Origin of the sequence: Staphylococcus sp. HMSC071G07 (assembly GCF_001811435.1) — a bacterium.
GTDB lineage: Bacteria > Bacillota > Bacilli > Staphylococcales > Staphylococcaceae > Staphylococcus > Staphylococcus pettenkoferi.
This window is the reverse complement of record NZ_KV804768.1, coordinates 457380-473921: the sequence shown is the minus strand read 5'-3', so window position 1 is coordinate 473921 and position 16542 is coordinate 457380. Positions and strand designations below refer to the sequence as shown.

Annotated in this window: 13 protein-coding genes; 6 read left to right on the top strand and 7 right to left on the bottom strand. The window is 39.9% G+C overall.

The window, feature by feature from the left end; genetic code table 11:
• Window positions 1-214: 214 nt before the first annotated feature.
• Entirely contained in the window at window positions 215-382 is a 168-nt protein-coding gene (locus tag HMPREF2802_RS12145; RefSeq protein WP_176744777.1) for a hypothetical protein, read from the bottom strand.
• A 122-nt stretch (window positions 383-504) separates the two neighbouring features.
• A complete protein-coding gene (locus HMPREF2802_RS06625; protein WP_070503183.1) occupies window positions 505-1041 on the bottom strand; it encodes a hypothetical protein in 537 nt (178 codons plus the stop codon).
• Between the two features lie 226 nt (window positions 1042-1267).
• Here HMPREF2802_RS06625 and HMPREF2802_RS06620 point away from each other — a divergent pair, with 226 nt between their 5' ends.
• From HMPREF2802_RS06620 to HMPREF2802_RS06595, 6 genes are all read left to right on the top strand, one after another.
• A complete protein-coding gene (locus HMPREF2802_RS06620; RefSeq protein ID WP_070503182.1) occupies window positions 1268-3166 on the top strand; it encodes an ABC-F family ATP-binding cassette domain-containing protein in 1899 nt (632 codons plus the stop codon).
• Between the two features lie 14 nt (window positions 3167-3180).
• Window positions 3181-4968, top strand: coding sequence for a DNA helicase RecQ (gene recQ, locus HMPREF2802_RS06615; protein WP_070503181.1), 1788 nt, complete (start codon window positions 3181-3183; stop codon window positions 4966-4968).
• Between the two features lie 331 nt (window positions 4969-5299).
• The gene (locus HMPREF2802_RS06610) at window positions 5300-6271 is read left to right on the top strand and encodes an ABC transporter ATP-binding protein (RefSeq protein WP_070503180.1); all 972 of its coding nucleotides are present in this window, start codon (window positions 5300-5302) and stop codon (window positions 6269-6271) included.
• Window positions 6268-7782: an ABC transporter permease/substrate-binding protein gene (locus HMPREF2802_RS06605; RefSeq protein ID WP_049409772.1), complete on the top strand. Its 1515-nt coding sequence runs from the start codon at window positions 6268-6270 to the stop codon at window positions 7780-7782. Before HMPREF2802_RS06610 ends, HMPREF2802_RS06605 begins: the two co-directional genes overlap by 4 nt.
• A 197-nt stretch (window positions 7783-7979) precedes the next feature.
• The gene (gene hisC, locus HMPREF2802_RS06600; protein WP_070503179.1) at window positions 7980-9041 is read left to right on the top strand and encodes a histidinol-phosphate transaminase; all 1062 of its coding nucleotides are present in this window, start codon (window positions 7980-7982) and stop codon (window positions 9039-9041) included.
• A 420-nt stretch (window positions 9042-9461) separates the two neighbouring features.
• Window positions 9462-9992, top strand: a complete 531-nt coding sequence (locus tag HMPREF2802_RS06595; RefSeq protein ID WP_049405912.1) for a 5' nucleotidase, NT5C type — start codon at window positions 9462-9464, stop codon at window positions 9990-9992.
• A gap of 110 nt (window positions 9993-10102) precedes the next feature.
• Here the strand turns inward: HMPREF2802_RS06595 and HMPREF2802_RS06590 are convergent, their stop codons facing one another.
• From HMPREF2802_RS06590 to HMPREF2802_RS06570, 5 genes are all read right to left on the bottom strand, one after another.
• A complete protein-coding gene (locus HMPREF2802_RS06590; RefSeq protein WP_070503178.1) occupies window positions 10103-11017 on the bottom strand; it encodes a diacylglycerol/lipid kinase family protein in 915 nt (304 codons plus the stop codon).
• 177 nt (window positions 11018-11194) lie between these two features.
• On the bottom strand, window positions 11195-12703 hold the full coding sequence (locus tag HMPREF2802_RS06585; RefSeq protein WP_070503177.1) for a peptide MFS transporter: 1509 nt from the start codon (window positions 12701-12703) through the stop codon (window positions 11195-11197).
• 349 nt (window positions 12704-13052) lie between these two features.
• The gene (locus HMPREF2802_RS06580; protein ID WP_070503176.1) at window positions 13053-14567 is read right to left on the bottom strand and encodes a peptide MFS transporter; all 1515 of its coding nucleotides are present in this window, start codon (window positions 14565-14567) and stop codon (window positions 13053-13055) included.
• Between the two features lie 244 nt (window positions 14568-14811).
• A complete protein-coding gene (gene queF / locus HMPREF2802_RS06575) occupies window positions 14812-15312 on the bottom strand; it encodes a preQ(1) synthase (protein ID WP_002471800.1) in 501 nt (166 codons plus the stop codon).
• 12 nt (window positions 15313-15324) lie between these two features.
• Window positions 15325-16200 (bottom strand): DMT family transporter, encoded by an 876-nt coding sequence (locus HMPREF2802_RS06570; RefSeq protein WP_049409177.1) that lies wholly within the window; start codon window positions 16198-16200, stop codon window positions 15325-15327.
• Window positions 16201-16542: the final 342 nt, after the last annotated feature.

Genomic DNA, 16542 nt, shown 5'->3' with positions numbered 1-16542 from the left:
TACAGTTCATAGCTTCTCACGTGCAGAAAGTAATTTATACTTACAGTTCGATCGTTTATTCTATTACTTTGACTCAAAATAAGGTTGGAAAATTTTAAATAACACAAAAGCCTAGGATGCGCAGAACCCTCATGTCTGCGAGCTATCCTAGGCTTTTTAATCTACAGTAATTAATCTTATTCATAGTAATTGATTTAATTCAAAAGATACAGTCTTATACTTCTTTTTTATAACAATCGTTGCATATAATTTTTTGCATTTGTGCCCAACTCTTCAAATTTGTAATACCCTTTAATTCTTTTACTCCAGTTAAAATAGCAATTTTGTCATTTTTGTCTAATTCTTTAGCGCAGTTACTACATTTAATTTTATTAAAAACCATATTGATGCTCCTCTTGTTATTTATGTGTCTAGCTTAACTTTGGAATATGCGATGTTGAAGAAAAAATGGATTTCAAAACCATATTTACTGTAACGATTTGTACTGATCTTTACTACAATAAATTAGAAGTCACCGAAGTCTCCAAAGTCGCCGAAATCTCCTCCGAAGAGACCACCGTCATCGCCACCAAAGAGGCCGCCATCATCACTTTGATCGCCACCTGTACTACCAGAGTCATCACCTGAACCGTGATCTCCATCATCGTGGTCGTCTGAATCATGGTCATTATGACTATCATCATCGTGATCATCTGAATCACGATCGTCGTCATTATCATGATCGTCATTTTCCTCTTTTGCATGTGCGATATTCTCAGAGAGAGGTAAACCCACACTGAAAGCAGTACTCATTAACATTGTAAACATCAACATGCTCATCATATTGTTGTTACCAATTAAATTGTGTTGACGCGCATAGTCGAAACGTTGACGTCGTTCTTGTTCACTGTAACCTTTCTCTTTCATTCGTTGGTCAACTTCATTAGCATCAATGTAGTCCCAATTCTGTCTGTTTAATTCTTCAGCTTCTTTTCTTTTACGACGCTGATACATGGCAAAGCCGACTGCTGCCACTATGATGACTAATAATAGGATTCCCACTCATTTCGTCTCCTTTCATTTATCTCTTACTTATATTATAAGAAAGAATTCACCATGCTTTAAAGTAATACATTCGAGACCGAATGTGCCACATGAATCTTCTCATTTTACTAGTGAAATCTACGCTAGCTGATTCATGTGTGCGTGTATCATTCAACTTCTAAAAGGTGTATAATAGATAGAACTGACAATTTATCAGAATGGTATGAATAAAGGGTGTTGATTCATGGAAGCTTATAAGATTGAACATTTAAATAAGTCCTATGCAGATAAGGTGATCTTCGACGATCTCAACCTTTCTATATCAGAAGGTGAGCGTATAGGGCTCGTAGGTATTAACGGAACTGGTAAAAGTTCACTTCTCAAAGTCATCGCTGGTATCGATGATGATTATCAAGCTGAGATATCACATCCGAATAACTATCGCATTCGTTATTCTTCTCAGAAACAAGTCTTTAATGAATCGATGACGGTCTTCGAAGCAGTGTTAGCAACGAATACGCCAACACTTCAGGTCATCCGTGAATATGAACAAGCTGTCCAACGTTATTCTGAAACGCAATCAGATGATGATTTCAAGTCTATGATGCGTGCGCAGGAACAAATGGACGCACATGAAGCTTGGGATTATAGTGCTGAAATTAAGACCATCCTTTCTAAATTAGGGATTACTGATACATCAAAACAAGTGAAAGACCTATCTGGAGGTCAGCAGAAACGTGTAGGGCTCGCTAAGACACTCATTGAACAACCTGACTTGTTATTATTAGACGAACCGACCAACCACTTGGACTTTGAATCCATCAACTGGTTGATTAATTACGTTAAACAATACCCACATACAGTGCTCTTCGTCACACATGATCGCTATTTCTTAAACGAAGTATCAACACGTATCATCGAGTTAGATCGTGGTAAGTTACAAGGCTATCCAGGAAACTACGAAGATTACATTGCGATGCGTGCTGAAAATGAAATGCAAGAGCAGAAGCAACAGGAGAAACAGAAATCGTTATATAAACAAGAGTTAGCGTGGATGCGTGCAGGTGTGCGTGCCCGTACGACGAAACAACAGGCGCGTAAAGATCGTTTTAAAGAGCTGGAACAAGATGTGAAGAACCATCATCAGAAAGAGAAAGCGTCACTTAACTTAGCTTCTTCTCGTTTAGGTAAGCAGGTCATTGAGCTTGAAGATGTGACGAAAGTAATCAATGATAAGACGTTGTTTGCGCATTTTACACAAATCATCCAGAATGGCCAACAAATTGGTATCGTCGGTCCAAATGGCGCAGGAAAGACGACATTGTTGAACATCCTTTGCGGTGAGGATACAGATTACACAGGTACTGTTAAGATTGGTCAAACGGTTAAGATTGCATACTTTAAACAAACGGAAGAACGGCTAGATAGAGATATTCGCATGATTGACTATTTGAGAGAGGAAAGTGAAGTGGCGAAAGAGCAAGACGGTACTTCAGTCTCTGTCACGCAATTGCTTGAGAGATTCCTCTTCCCGAGTAATACGCATGGTAAAAAGTTATATAAATTATCTGGTGGAGAACAGAAACGTTTGTATTTATTAAAGTTACTCGTACATCAGCCGAATGTATTGCTCTTAGACGAGCCGACCAATGATTTGGATACCGAAACACTTACGATTTTAGAAGATTACATCGCGAATTTCGGCGGTTCGGTTATTACAGTCAGTCACGATCGCTATTTCTTAAATAAAGTCGCTCAAGAATATTGGTACGTGCATGATGGGCAAATCGAGCGCATTCTCGGTACCTTTGAGGATTATGAGCAATATAAGAAACAACAAGATAAGTTAGCAGCCGAATCCTCTAAACAAGAGCAGGCTTCGACATCAGCTTCTTCATCAACACAGTCACAACCCCGTCAACGTAAGTCGTTGTCTTACAAAGAGAAGAGAGAATATGAAATGCTCTTGGAGCGCATCGATGAGACAGAAGAGCGTCTCGCTGAAATTGAAGAAGAAATGGTAGAAGCGAGCGCAGATTACGAGAAAGTCAAAGCATTAAATGAAGAACAGGCGGCTCTAAATGAGACATATGAAGCGGATTTAGAGCGGTGGGGCGAATTAGAAGAGAAACAACAAGGATAATGAGGAGTTAAGATATGGAAGCAACTTTAGCACATTATTTTGGTTATCAAACCTTTAGACCCGGCCAAGCTGAAATTATTTCCCGGGTAATTGAACATCATAATGTCTTAGGTGTCTTACCGACAGGCGGAGGTAAATCATTATGCTATCAAGTTCCTGGCTTGATGCTCGAAGGGACAACGATTGTGATTAGCCCGCTCATCTCGTTGATGAAAGACCAAGTGGACCAGTTGCAAGCCATGGGTATCGAGGCTGCTTATATAAATAGCAGTCTCAGTGACCCTGAGCAACGTGAGGTGGAACACGCACTGATGCAAGGACGGCTGAAATTCTTGTATGTTGCTCCCGAACGCTTTGAGAATCCTCGTTTCACCCATCTCATCTCCCAGTTAAAGATACCGCTCATCGCCTTTGATGAAGCACACTGTATCTCTAAGTGGGGGCATGACTTTCGACCTAGCTATCGAGAAGTTATTAGTAAGGTCTTTCAGTTGCCGCAAGATTTCGTCCTCATCGCCTTAACAGCGACTGCTACTACCGAGGTTCAGAGCGATATTATGCACGCACTTCATATTGACCAACCACACCTCGTGAAGACGAGCCCCATACGTCCTAACCTTCATTTTAAAATCAATCGAACTTATCAACGACGCCAATTTGTGGTCAAATACTGTCGGCAACATGCGAAAGAAGCAGGCATTATTTACTGTTCAACCCGGCGAGTGGTTGAAGAACTCCATGAGACGTTAATCCATAATAATGTGAAGAGTGCGATGTACCATGCTGGATTGACGACTGAAGAGCGTGAAGCAGCGCAGAATGACTTTGTTTACGATCGTGTTAATGTCGTCGTAGCTACTAATGCCTTTGGTATGGGGATTGATAAATCAAATGTGCGCTACGTGATTCACTACAACATGCCAGGTGACATTGAGTCGTATTATCAAGAAGCGGGGCGTGCAGGTCGTGATGGGCTAGAGAGTGACTGCATTCTGCTCTACGGCGATCAAGATGTAGGACTACACCGTTACTTTATCTCTTCTTCTAACGGAGATGAGGAATATAAGGATAAAATGCGTAAAAAGCTCACTAAAATGATTCAGTATACGAAAACGACACGTTGTTTAGAAGCGACGATTGTCTACTACTTTGAACCGAATGAGCGCTTGAAAGCCTGTGGTAAATGTAGTAACTGTCTCGAGACGAAGAGAGATTATGATATGACACGTGAGGCGCAAATGATTATTAGTTGTATCGCACGATTGAATCAACAAGAAAGTCATAGTGTGCTCATTCAAGTATTGCGTGGTGAAACTACAGATTATATCCGACGCTATGGATACAGTCAGTTAACGACACATGGTCTGATGAAGGACTATACCACGACGGAAATCGCCCATCTCATCGATGAACTCCATTTCCAAGGTTATCTCAACGAATATAATAGTAAACTCGTCTGTGATCCATCGGTAAGAGACGTCTTACATGGCCGAGTGAAGATTATGACAACGCCATTTAAACAGAAATCGAATGAAACAGTCTTGATCAATACTATAGATAGTGTCGATGCGTACCTCTTTGACGAATTAGTTGAAGTGAGAAAGCAGCTCAGTGAGAAATTGAATATCGCACCTACAAGTATCTTTAACGATGCAACGTTAGAAGCCTTTGCGAAACGTCAACCAGAATCGAAACAAGAGATGATTGCGATATCGGGCGTAGGAAGCTATAAATTGAAACATTACTGTCCGAAATTTATCGAAGCGATACGTGATTATAAAGCACGTGACTCCCATGAGTGAGCGAGAGATCAAGTATTGAAAATGAGGTAGTATTATTTTTATCAAAGTCTCGATATGGTAATTGTTACGCGAGGCTAAGACGTCGGCGATATGACAATATAATAGAATAATAGTTTATTAATGTGTAAGCGTCATTTCATGCTAGAGGACTGAAATGGCGCTGTTTTTTAATGTAGGATTAAAAATAAAGTCGTCCATCTGAAAAATTTATTTTACCAGTAAAAATAATTCTGAAATCGTCTTTAAACTCTGGAAAAAAGGGAATGAGTATAGATGAACCTGTGGTTATTGCAACCCAGAAGATGAGACAGAGAGAAATAAAGGTGATATCTTGATTGAATTTCAGAATGTAAGTAAACGTTATGGTAATAAAGTCGCTGTAGATGATGTGAGTTTCAACATTGACGAAGGCGAGTTCTTCGTGCTTATTGGACCTTCTGGTTGCGGTAAGACAACAACATTAAAGATGATTAATCGTTTGATACCGTTATCAGAAGGCTATATTTATTTTAACAACCAGCCGATTAGCGATTATCCTGTGTATGAAATGCGCTGGGATATCGGCTACGTGCTTCAACAGATTGCACTCTTTCCGCATATGACGGTGAAGGAGAATATTGCACAAGTGCCTCAGATGAAGAAATGGAAAGAGAAAGATATTGATGCGCGTGTAGATGAGCTGTTGGAAATGGTGAATATGGATCCTGAGCAATATAAGATGCGCAAGCCTGACGAACTATCTGGTGGGCAACGTCAGCGTATCGGTGTCGTGCGTGCATTAGCAGCTGATCCACCGGTCATCTTAATGGACGAACCTTTTAGTGCACTTGACCCGATTAGTAGAGAGAAACTACAAGAAGATTTACTCGATTTGCAGTCTAAGATTAAGAAGACGATTGTCTTTGTCACACACGATATTCATGAAGCGATGAAATTAGGCGATCGTATTTGTCTGTTAAATGATGGACATATTGAACAAATTGGGACACCTCAATCGTTTATCGATGCACCGAAGAATGACTTTGTCAGACAGTTTATGGGTGATCAAATTAAGCAAACCGAGTGGGTGAAATTAGGAGATATAGTGACATCTGAGAATGTCAGCGATGCGCATAATAATCATTTCGGAAGTTATCCAACTTTCGATAGTGCACAGCGTGTCGACGAAGTGTATCAAGCGCTGGCTAACCACGAAGCCGTCATAGTGAACGATCAGAAAAATGATCAACAAGCGTTATTAACGCGTGAAGCAGTATTTGATTACTTATCCCACTCACAAGAACGGGTAGGTGAGCACGCATGAATGAATTAATTCAAACATTCTCAGACCGGAAAGGGCAACTGCTCTCAACGATTCTTGAGCATATTCAACTATCCTTTATCGCATTGTTGATCGCCGCATTAATTGGTGTGCCTTTAGGTATTTTACTAACGAAGACGAAGCGACTATCAGAAATTGTCATGAATATAGCAGCAGTCTTGCAGACGATACCTTCACTCGCATTGTTAGGGTTAATGATCCCACTCTTCGGTATTGGCAAGGTTCCAGCAGTCATTGCACTCGTTGTGTATGCGTTACTGCCTATCCTACGCAATACATACACTGGGATTGCTGAAGTCGACCAATCACTTGTAGAAGCAGCGAAAGGAATTGGAATGAAACCATGGCGGCGTTTACGTAAGGTAGAGTTACCAATGGCGATGCCGGTGATTATGGCTGGTATTCGTACCGCAATGGTCTTAATCATTGGTACTGCAACACTTGCTGCGTTAATCGGCGCTGGCGGTTTAGGGGATCTCATCTTACTCGGTATCGACCGTAATGATTCTTCATTGATATTGATCGGAGCGATTCCAGCAGCCTTGCTCGCCATTATCTTTGATTTAGTGTTGCGCTTTATGCAGAAATTGTCATACAAGAAATTGATGCTGTCACTCGCAGCTATCGTTATTGTCTTATTGATTGCAATTATCGCACCACTTTTATCTAACAAAGGTGAACATATCACGATTGCAGGTAAATTAGGCTCAGAACCGTCTATTATCACTAATATGTATAAAATTCTGATCGAAGACGAAACCGACGACACTGTAGAAGTGAAAGATGGTATGGGCAAGACGTCCTTCCTCTTTAACGCCTTGAAATCGGACGATATCGACGGTTATTTAGAATTCACAGGAACAGTCTTAGGCGAATTGACGAAAGAAGATCTGAAATCGAAAGAGGAGCCGAAAGTTTATCATCAAGCGAAACAGAGTCTAGAGAAGAAATATGATATGACGATGTTGAAGCCGATGAAATATAACAATACCTATGCTTTGGCTGTGAAAGAAGATTTCGCCAAGAAACATCATATTGAAACGATTGGTGATTTAGACAAGGTCAAGGATCAAATTAAACCAGGCTTTACGTTAGAGTTCAATGATCGTGGCGATGGCTATCCAGCAGTTAAAAAAGCTTACGACTTGCACTTCGATAACGTCAAGACGATGGAACCGAAATTACGTTACCAAGCTGTGAAGAAAGGTGACATCAATCTTATCGATGCGTACTCTACAGATGCAGAATTGAAACAGTATCATATGAAAGTGTTGAAAGATGATAAAAATGTCTTCCCACCATATCAAGGTGCGCCGATGTTTAAAGAGAAATATCTTAAAGATCATCCAGAAGTGAAGAAACCTTTAAATAAACTCGCTGGTAAGATTTCAGATGAAGACATGCAAGAAATGAACTATCAAGTTACGGTGAAGAAGAAAGATCCGTATGATGTTGCTAAACATTATTTAGAACAACATCATTTAATAAAATAACAAGTAAAGTAGTGATTGGAGTAGGACGCAATCAAGTTGATTGTATCGTCCTGCTCTTTTTATTGTGAGGTGTCATTTCGTGTATCTCTATTCTATGCCTCTTTAATGGAATAAACTGATTATATTGTGTTCTGCTAGGCGAGCGCGTATAATAGTGATTAACTTTTGAAATTTCAGATAAATAAAGGAGGACCACTATGAAAAAACAAATTAATCAATTATCAGCATATGAACCAGGTCTTTCTCCGAGAGGTTTAAAGGAGAAATATGGCGTAGAAGGTGAACTGCACAAGTTAGCATCAAATGAGAATTTATATGGCCCATCACCTAAAGTGAAAGAAGCCATCACGCAACATTTAGATGAGCTCTTCTACTATCCTGAAACCGGTTCTCCGACACTTAGAGAAGTGTTGAGTCAACATCTGAACATCGACGCGGACCGCATCTTATTCGGCGCTGGATTGGACGAAGTGATTCTCATGATTTCTCGTGCTGTCTTAACGCCAGGGGACAAGATTGTAACGAGTGAAATGACCTTTGGACAATATTATCATAATGCTATAGTTGAAGCGGCTACGGTAGTTCAAGTTCCTTTACAAGATGGCCAGTTTGATTTAGAAGGTATTCTGCAAGAAGTGGATGACGATACGAAACTCATCTGGCTTTGTAATCCAAACAATCCGACGGGTACTTATTTCACACATGAACAGTTACGTGACTTCTTGTCTCGCGTACCTAACGACGTTCCTGTAATGATTGATGAGGCTTACTTTGAGTTCGTCACAGCAAAGGATTTCCCAGATACTTTAGCATTACAAGAAGAATTTGATAATGCCTTTTTACTCCGTACTTTTTCAAAGGCATATGGCTTAGCTGGTATGCGTATTGGTTATGTAGTTGCGAATTCAGAAGCGGTTAAAAAGTACAATATTATTCGTCCGCCATTTAATGTGGGACGCTTGTCAGAACATGCGGCTGTCGCTGCTTGTAAGGACCAAGAATATTTAGCTCAAATTCGAGAGCGCAATGCACGCGAAAGAGACAAGTTCTATCAAATTCCAGAAAGTCGTCATTTCTATCCAAGTCAAACGAACTTCGTCTTTGTGCGTACGTCACAACCACACGAACTCTTTAAACAACTTTTATCAGTAGGATGTATCACGCGAGAATTTCCGAATGGGGTGCGAATTACGATTGGTTTCCCGGAACAGAATGATCGAATGGTAGAAGTGTTGCGTCAATTTGAGTATGACGAGTAAATAACCTTGCGGGGGCAAGACTACGCAATCAAGTAGATTGCTGTCTATTAACTTATTACCGTTGAAAGTAAATGTATGATACTGTTAGTTCTATTTATGCAATTACGCAGTAGCTGTCTGTACACTCAATGGCTTAGCAGCTATTGATTATGCTAGACATCCTTGCGGGGGAAAGACTACGCAATCAAATAGATTGCTGTCTATGTATTTGTGTGTAACTAATCAATGTACTACGTACTGTATTTTTCTAAATTTACATCTACGCGGTAGATGTCTGAATTCGAGATGACGCTTCGCTTTTCTCGAACTCTAGTCATCCTCGCGGGGGCAAGACAACGAAATCAAAGATTTCTGTCTTGCTCCCATTTCTATATTATCTTTGCTATAATCGAGGGTGAACAGAAAGGAAGAAATGATGTTATGACAAGACAATCTATTGCAATTGATATGGACGAAGTACTTGCAGATACGCTCGGTGCAATGATGAACACTGTGAATGAACGTTTAAACTTAGGGATTACTTACGGCATGTTAGATGGACAGAAATTAAAGCATGTTATTCCTGAGCACGATGGTTTATTACCTGAAATTCTTCGCGAACCTGGCTTTTTCCTTAACTTAGATGTGATGGACAATGCACAAGAGGTTGTGCGAGAGTTAAACGAGCATTACGATGTGTATATCGCCACAGCGGCGATGGACGTTCCGACGTCGTTTCAAGAGAAATACGAATGGTTACGTACGTATTTCCCATTTTTAGATCCCCAACATTTCGTCTTTTGTGGCCGTAAAAATATCGTTAAAGCAGACTATTTAATAGACGACAATCCAAGACAATTAGAAATCTTTGAAGGCAAACCTATTATGTTCACAGCACCGCACAATGCATCTGAAGACCGTTTCACTCGAGTGAGCGGATGGAAAGATGTTGCTGAGTACTTTTTAAAATAATGAATCACTTTGGGTAAAAAATAAACCTATTAATATACAAGCTCCCTTGCATACCTAAATGACGTGCAAGGGAGCTTATTAAAGTTACAGTGTTTAGTTATTTTAAACAACTAATCAGGCAAAGTTAAGATTTCAATGGCTTGTGGCACGACTTCAATCTCTAGTGGCGTCGATAAAGCAATCTCTCCGTCCATATCAACATCAAGATGCTTGTCCGTCGTAATCCTAAATTTGCGTCCTTGAAGATGCGTAATACCTTTCGTCACGCGATTCCAATTCATGCTGTCGCGCTTCTTGAAGATGTCGTTGAAGACGCTCATCTTACTATGTTTAAACACAAAGGCGTTAAGGAAACCGTCGCTTGGCGATAGATCTGTCAGCGGTATACGGTTACCACCGATGTGAGGTCCATTGGCAATGACGAGCATTGAAGTTTGACCCTGTGTTTCTTCGCCATCGACAGCGATATGATAGTTGAATTTCACAGGATTGACGAGCGTTTTAACCGTAGAACCGATATAACTTAAGCGACCGAAGATATCTTTATTTCCTGACTGAACGTTCTTCGCATTCTGAACAATCAGCCCCATACCGACGAAGTTGAGCGCGTATTGCCCATTGACCTTAATCACGTCATAGCGTTGTGGACGTGCCTCGAGCAGTTGCTCACTCGCCTTAGTATAATCTCCATCGAGGTTGAGCGTTTTAGTAAAATCATTGAACGTTCCACCTGGAATGATGGCAATAGGGATATCAAGTTGATGCGTTATTACGCCATTGACGAGCTCATTAACGGTACCATCTCCGCCAAGGATAAATAAGATATCAATATCTGAACCGTAGTCATGAGCTTTTATGGCTTCACAGTAATCGATGATATTGCCTTCCTCTTCACTCAGTTGAATAGAAAGGTGTTTGCACATTTGAGATAAATATTGTGCCACTGTGCCGATGCCACCGTAAATATCGTTGAGGCCGGAATGTTCGTGGTAAAAAAGCACACCATGATTGTATTGTCTAGACAAATGTTTCACCGCATTTCTTTGTATTCTTGGGTAGAAACTAGGACGTCAAGTTGTGTCATGATGCTGTAGCATTTTAACTAAGAACGTCCTAGTTGAATGTTAAGTTAGCTTAATAAAATCATACTTGCTTTCTACTTTATCATAACTCTGCTACCCATAAGAAGTTGAAAGGTTACTTTATTTAATGCCTCGCATGCCTTTATTAATCTTCGGAACAAACGCTAATGTAATCAAACTCACCACTAGGGCGATAGCGCCAATAAAGATGAAGTAGTTGGCATAGCCTAAAGGTTTAATCAAACGCACGAGTGAACCGTTCAATGCTTGACCTGTCGCATTTGTCAGTAACCACACACTCATCATTTGAGCGTTGAAAGCTTTCGGCGCGAGCTTAACGGCCGCACTGTTACCAGTAGGAGATAGACATAACTCCCCGATAACACACACGATATATGAAATAATAACCCAGTTCACACTGATTTGTGCATGTCCACCTGTCGCGTAGTCTACACCAGCCACTAAGAAGTAAGATAGCCCAGCGAGTGAAGCACCTAGAACGAATTTCACGGCCATACTCGGTTGTTTAGAACCCATCTTCATCCAGATCACAGACACGATACCTGCGAGTAGCACGATGAACAGTGGGTTAATAGATTGGAAATAAGCTTTACCAAACTCTGTAGTCCAACCGAAGAGATTCAATTGCATATCTGTGTATTTCAGAGCGTATAAATTTAGTACGTTCGCGCCCTGTTCTTGAATGGCCCAGAAGATCACCCCGAGTATAAAGAGGGGGATAAATGAGATAACGCGTGAACGTTCTACATCTGTGACCTCTTTACTGCGAATCATTATAGTAAAATATACAATCGGTAAAGCCACGCCTAAGATTAATACGGCAGTACTTACAAGACCGAATGAAAGTGTGCCTGTTAAACCAGTCACAATTAACAATATTATAATTATTGCGATAATTAACCCGAAAATTAAACTATATTTTTTGCGCTCTGCTTTTGTTAAAGGATTTGAAGGTTTCAATCCCACTTGTCCTAAATTTTTACGATTAAAGAGTAAGTACCACACGAGTGCAAGTGCCATACCAAATGCTGCGATTAAGAAACCAATGTGGAAATTACCATTATCGATAAATTGGTTAAGAATTAGTGGCGCGACTAATGCACCGCTATTCACTGACATATAGAAGATAACGAAACCTGAGTCGATACGTTTGTCATTTTCAGGATATAAACGTCCTACGATGTTAGAAATATTGGGTTTCATCAAACCAGACCCCACAATGATAAAGAACATTGATGAGAACAATCCTGCCATGCCAAAGGGTAAACCTAAACAGATATGCCCGATTATAATAAGAACTGCACCGATTAACGTGGCAGAACGTGTACCTGTGAGTCGGTCGGCAACCCATCCTCCTAAAATTGAAGTCATATAGATGAGCGCTCCATAAACGGACATGATCGATTGGGCAGTACCTTCGTCCATGTTTAAGCCACCGTTTTTAATGGAGTAGTACATGTAGAAGATGAGTAGGGCGCGCATGCCGTAATAGCTGAAACGCTCCCAGAATTCTACGAAGAAGAGTACACCTAGACCTTTTGGATGACCAAAGAATCCCTTCTGAGGAATCGTTTGAACTGCTTGTTCATGATTCTTCGTTTCTCTCATAACATTCCCATCCTTTCTCCCCTTTAAAAAGAGTATTAAATAAATTCTACTCTTATTAATTCATTGTTTCAATAATATTCATAAAATAATAATATTGGCAAAATTGTGAAATTTAAGTATATGAGTGAGGTTAATTAAAGAAAGATAAGAGGGAATAGTCCTGATGTTCATCGCCTTTTTGACGTAAGAAAATGAATTCAAGATTGTTGAAAATTGGTGTTTTTGAATTAAAATGATAGGAATGATGGGATAAAAAAAGAACCTATAAATGATCGTAACTTGTCATTTATAGGCTCTTGAGATTAGGTGAATTTAATACTTATTTATAATGTGATTTCTAAAGGTTCGTTTAGAATACACCTTTCATTCCTTTTTTAACTAAAGGAGAGAGAAGGAAGAGTATAACTCCAATAGCTATGGCAACGATTCCTGAATAGAGGAAGTAGTCCATTTGAGATATCTTCGTATACACCACTACAAGTTGGGCGTTGAGACCCTGTGCAGTCGCATCGGCGAGTAACCACAAGCTCATCATACGTGCTGTAAAGCTGACTGGTGAGAGTTTCGTCGTTGTAGATAGACCTACTGGTGAAATGCATAGCTCACCAATCGTAATGAGTAAATAGCTCAGTATTAACCATAACGGGTTGATTAAACTATGAGGACCAGAAAGCGGGATATACATAACGATAAATGATAATCCAGCTACGATAGTGCCTAATGCGAATTTATGTACTGTTGGCGGATTGAACTTCCCTAGTTTGACCCACAGTGCAGCAAAGACCGGTGCTAAAGCTACGATAAAGATAGGGTTAAAGGATTGGAACCAAGCTGCTGGTACATGGAAGTGAATCAGTCCATTTGTCGCTTTCCCTAAATCCAGCTGCGTCTTGTTATCTGCGAAGCTTGCTAGAACGGTAGAGCCTTGTTCTTGAATCATCCAGAATGCAACGGCAGTAATAAATAACGGAATATAGCTTAATACACGAGAACGTTCTACTTTCGTCACATCCTTGCTGACGAGCATGTTAACGATAATGACGAACGGTAGAATGACACCTAATATCGTAATAAATAAGCTAAAGTTCTGTAGTGTGAGTGCGTTATTGAATTGTAAAATGATGAGATAAAGTGCAATCAAGATAATGACGACGCCTGCATAAAGAGACGTCTTTTTAATCTCTTGTTTCGTTAAAGGATTTGGTGTAGATAAACCAGCTAATCCTAAATACTTTTTACGCGTCACAACATAAATCACTAAGCCACAGAACATACCAATTGCTGCAACTAGGAAACCTAAATGGAAGCTAAAGCGCGCCTGTAAGTACCCTGTCACGAGTGGTGAAAGCAATGCACCTGAGTTAATACCCATGTAGAAGATGGTAAATGCAGCATCTCTACGTGCATCGTTTTGAGCGTAGAGCTCACCGACAGTCGTTGAAATGTTAGGTTTCAGTAACCCTGTTCCGCAAATGAGGAATAGTAATGCAATCATAACCATCGTTAAATTGTTCGGTAGAGATAGCAGGATATGACCAATCATGATCAAGAAACCACCGTAAAAGACTGCGTGTTGCGTACCAGTAATACGATCGGCAATCCATCCCCCGATAATGCCGCTCATATAAATCAACGTTCCGTAGATGGACACGATTTGCAAAGCTACACCTTCGTCTAAACCGAATCCGCCTTTAGACACACTATAGTATAGATAATAGACTAGGATGGCTTTCATCCCATAATAACTAAAGCGTTCCCAGAATTCGGTTAAGAAGAGTGTGCTTAACCCCTTTGGATGTCCGAAGAAACCTTTACGTGGTGTACTGTTAAGGATTTCTTCGCGTGTGTGTTGTGCTCTGTTCATAAGCATCCCTCTTTTATATTGTTTAAGTGTTAAAGTAAACTTTATCGTAATACTATTTTGCGAAAATTACAACAACTATAGTAATAAATGTGTTAACTTTTTAGTGAATTATGAATGTTTTAGGAATTTTATGAGTAAGTTGGGAGGTGTTTAAAAAGAGGGGGGAGACGCGTGTGATAATAGAATATCCCATCAACTCCATAATGTAGATAGGAACTGATGGGATGTAGTTCATAGTATGAAATTAACGGTTATCGACTTTTTCAGGATATAAATCATGATTCATTAAACGATGTTCAGCTATACGTTCATATTTCGTATTAGGGCGGCCGTAGTTCGTATAAGGGTCGATTGAAATGCCACCACGTGGCGTGAATTTACCCCAAACTTCAATATAGTGTGGATCCATTAAGTCAATGAGATCATTCATAATAATATTCATGCAGTCTTCGTGGAAGTCACCGTGATTGCGGAAGCTGAATAAATAAAGTTTCAGTGATTTGGATTCGACCATTTTAACATCAGGAATATAAGAGATATAAATTGTCGCGAAATCAGGTTGACCTGTAATAGGACAGAGTGATGTGAATTCTGGACAGTTAAACTTCACGAAATAATCTCTGCCTTGATGTTTATTGTCGAAAGTTTCTAATACATCAGGGCGATAGTCGAAATCGTATTGATTATTCTGGTTACCTAATAACGTGATATCTTCAAGTTCTTCTTGATTGCGTCCTTGAGCCATAATCATACTCCTTTAATTTGAATTCGTTTGAGATTTGCGTGGTTGTCGACGTGCCTTTTCAAACATGTAATAACTTGCACCAATAATGATAACGTAACCTAACATCGCGTAGAAGTCTGGTGACTCGCCGAACAGGATAAAGCCGAATAGCGCCGTAAAGATTATTGATGCGTAAGTAAAGATAGAAATATCTTTCGCTGGTGCAAAGCTGTACGCGAGAGTGATACCAATTTGACCTACAGCAGCACTCAAACCTGCACCTAAGAGATAAAGCATTTGCAGCCATGACATCGGTTCATAAGTAAAGATCGTGAACGGAATCAGTACGATGATAGAGAAGAATGAGAAGTAGAACACAATCGTGTATGGCGCTTCTCTCGTACTTAATGCACGAACACATGTGTATGCGCTTGCTGCAAAGATACCGGACATTAAACCAATTAAACTAGGAATCATCGCAGAAGAGAATTCAGGTTTCACGACGAAGAGCATTCCTGCGATTGCGACGATCATTGCGATAATCTGATACTTAAAGATCTTCTCACGCAAGAAGAACAGGCTGAGCAAGATCGTCCAGAACGGATTGAGTTTCATCAATGTATCAGCATCGCTTAAGATCATATGGTCGATGGCATAAATATTGAATAGCACACCTGTGAGCCCTAGAGCCGAACGAGCAATGAGTAGAGGTTGACTACTCAACTTACCGAACAAGGGCTGTTTGTATTTATATAGGAAAAATAAAGGGATAAACATAGCGACGAGATTTCGAGCAAGAGACTTCTGGAAGACGGGTAAATCACCCGCTAGTCTAAAGAACACAGACATGAAGCTAAAGCCAATTGCGGAAATCAGAATCGCTATAATACCTTTCACTTTAGGATTCACTGATATCGCCTCATTCATATAAATTTAACGTATCTATCTTAGCATAAAAAAATATTCATGTAATGAGGGTTGCAAAAATTTCAGGAGTAGGATAATATAGATTATACGAACAAACGTTCGATTATCATCGAGTATACACTAGGGGGTTATTCTATATCTTTTAAAATGTATGGTAACTCACTGAAAACGCCGAATTGCTCTATCTTAAGCGACACCGTAGTTACACGCTTTTTATGAAAATGCAACCAAAAACCCTTTGGTTTACGAAATAAAATTTTTTCGTTTCATTTTTTGAGATTAAAAGCGTGTGGTGGTGCGAGTTATATAAATTGATACAAAATT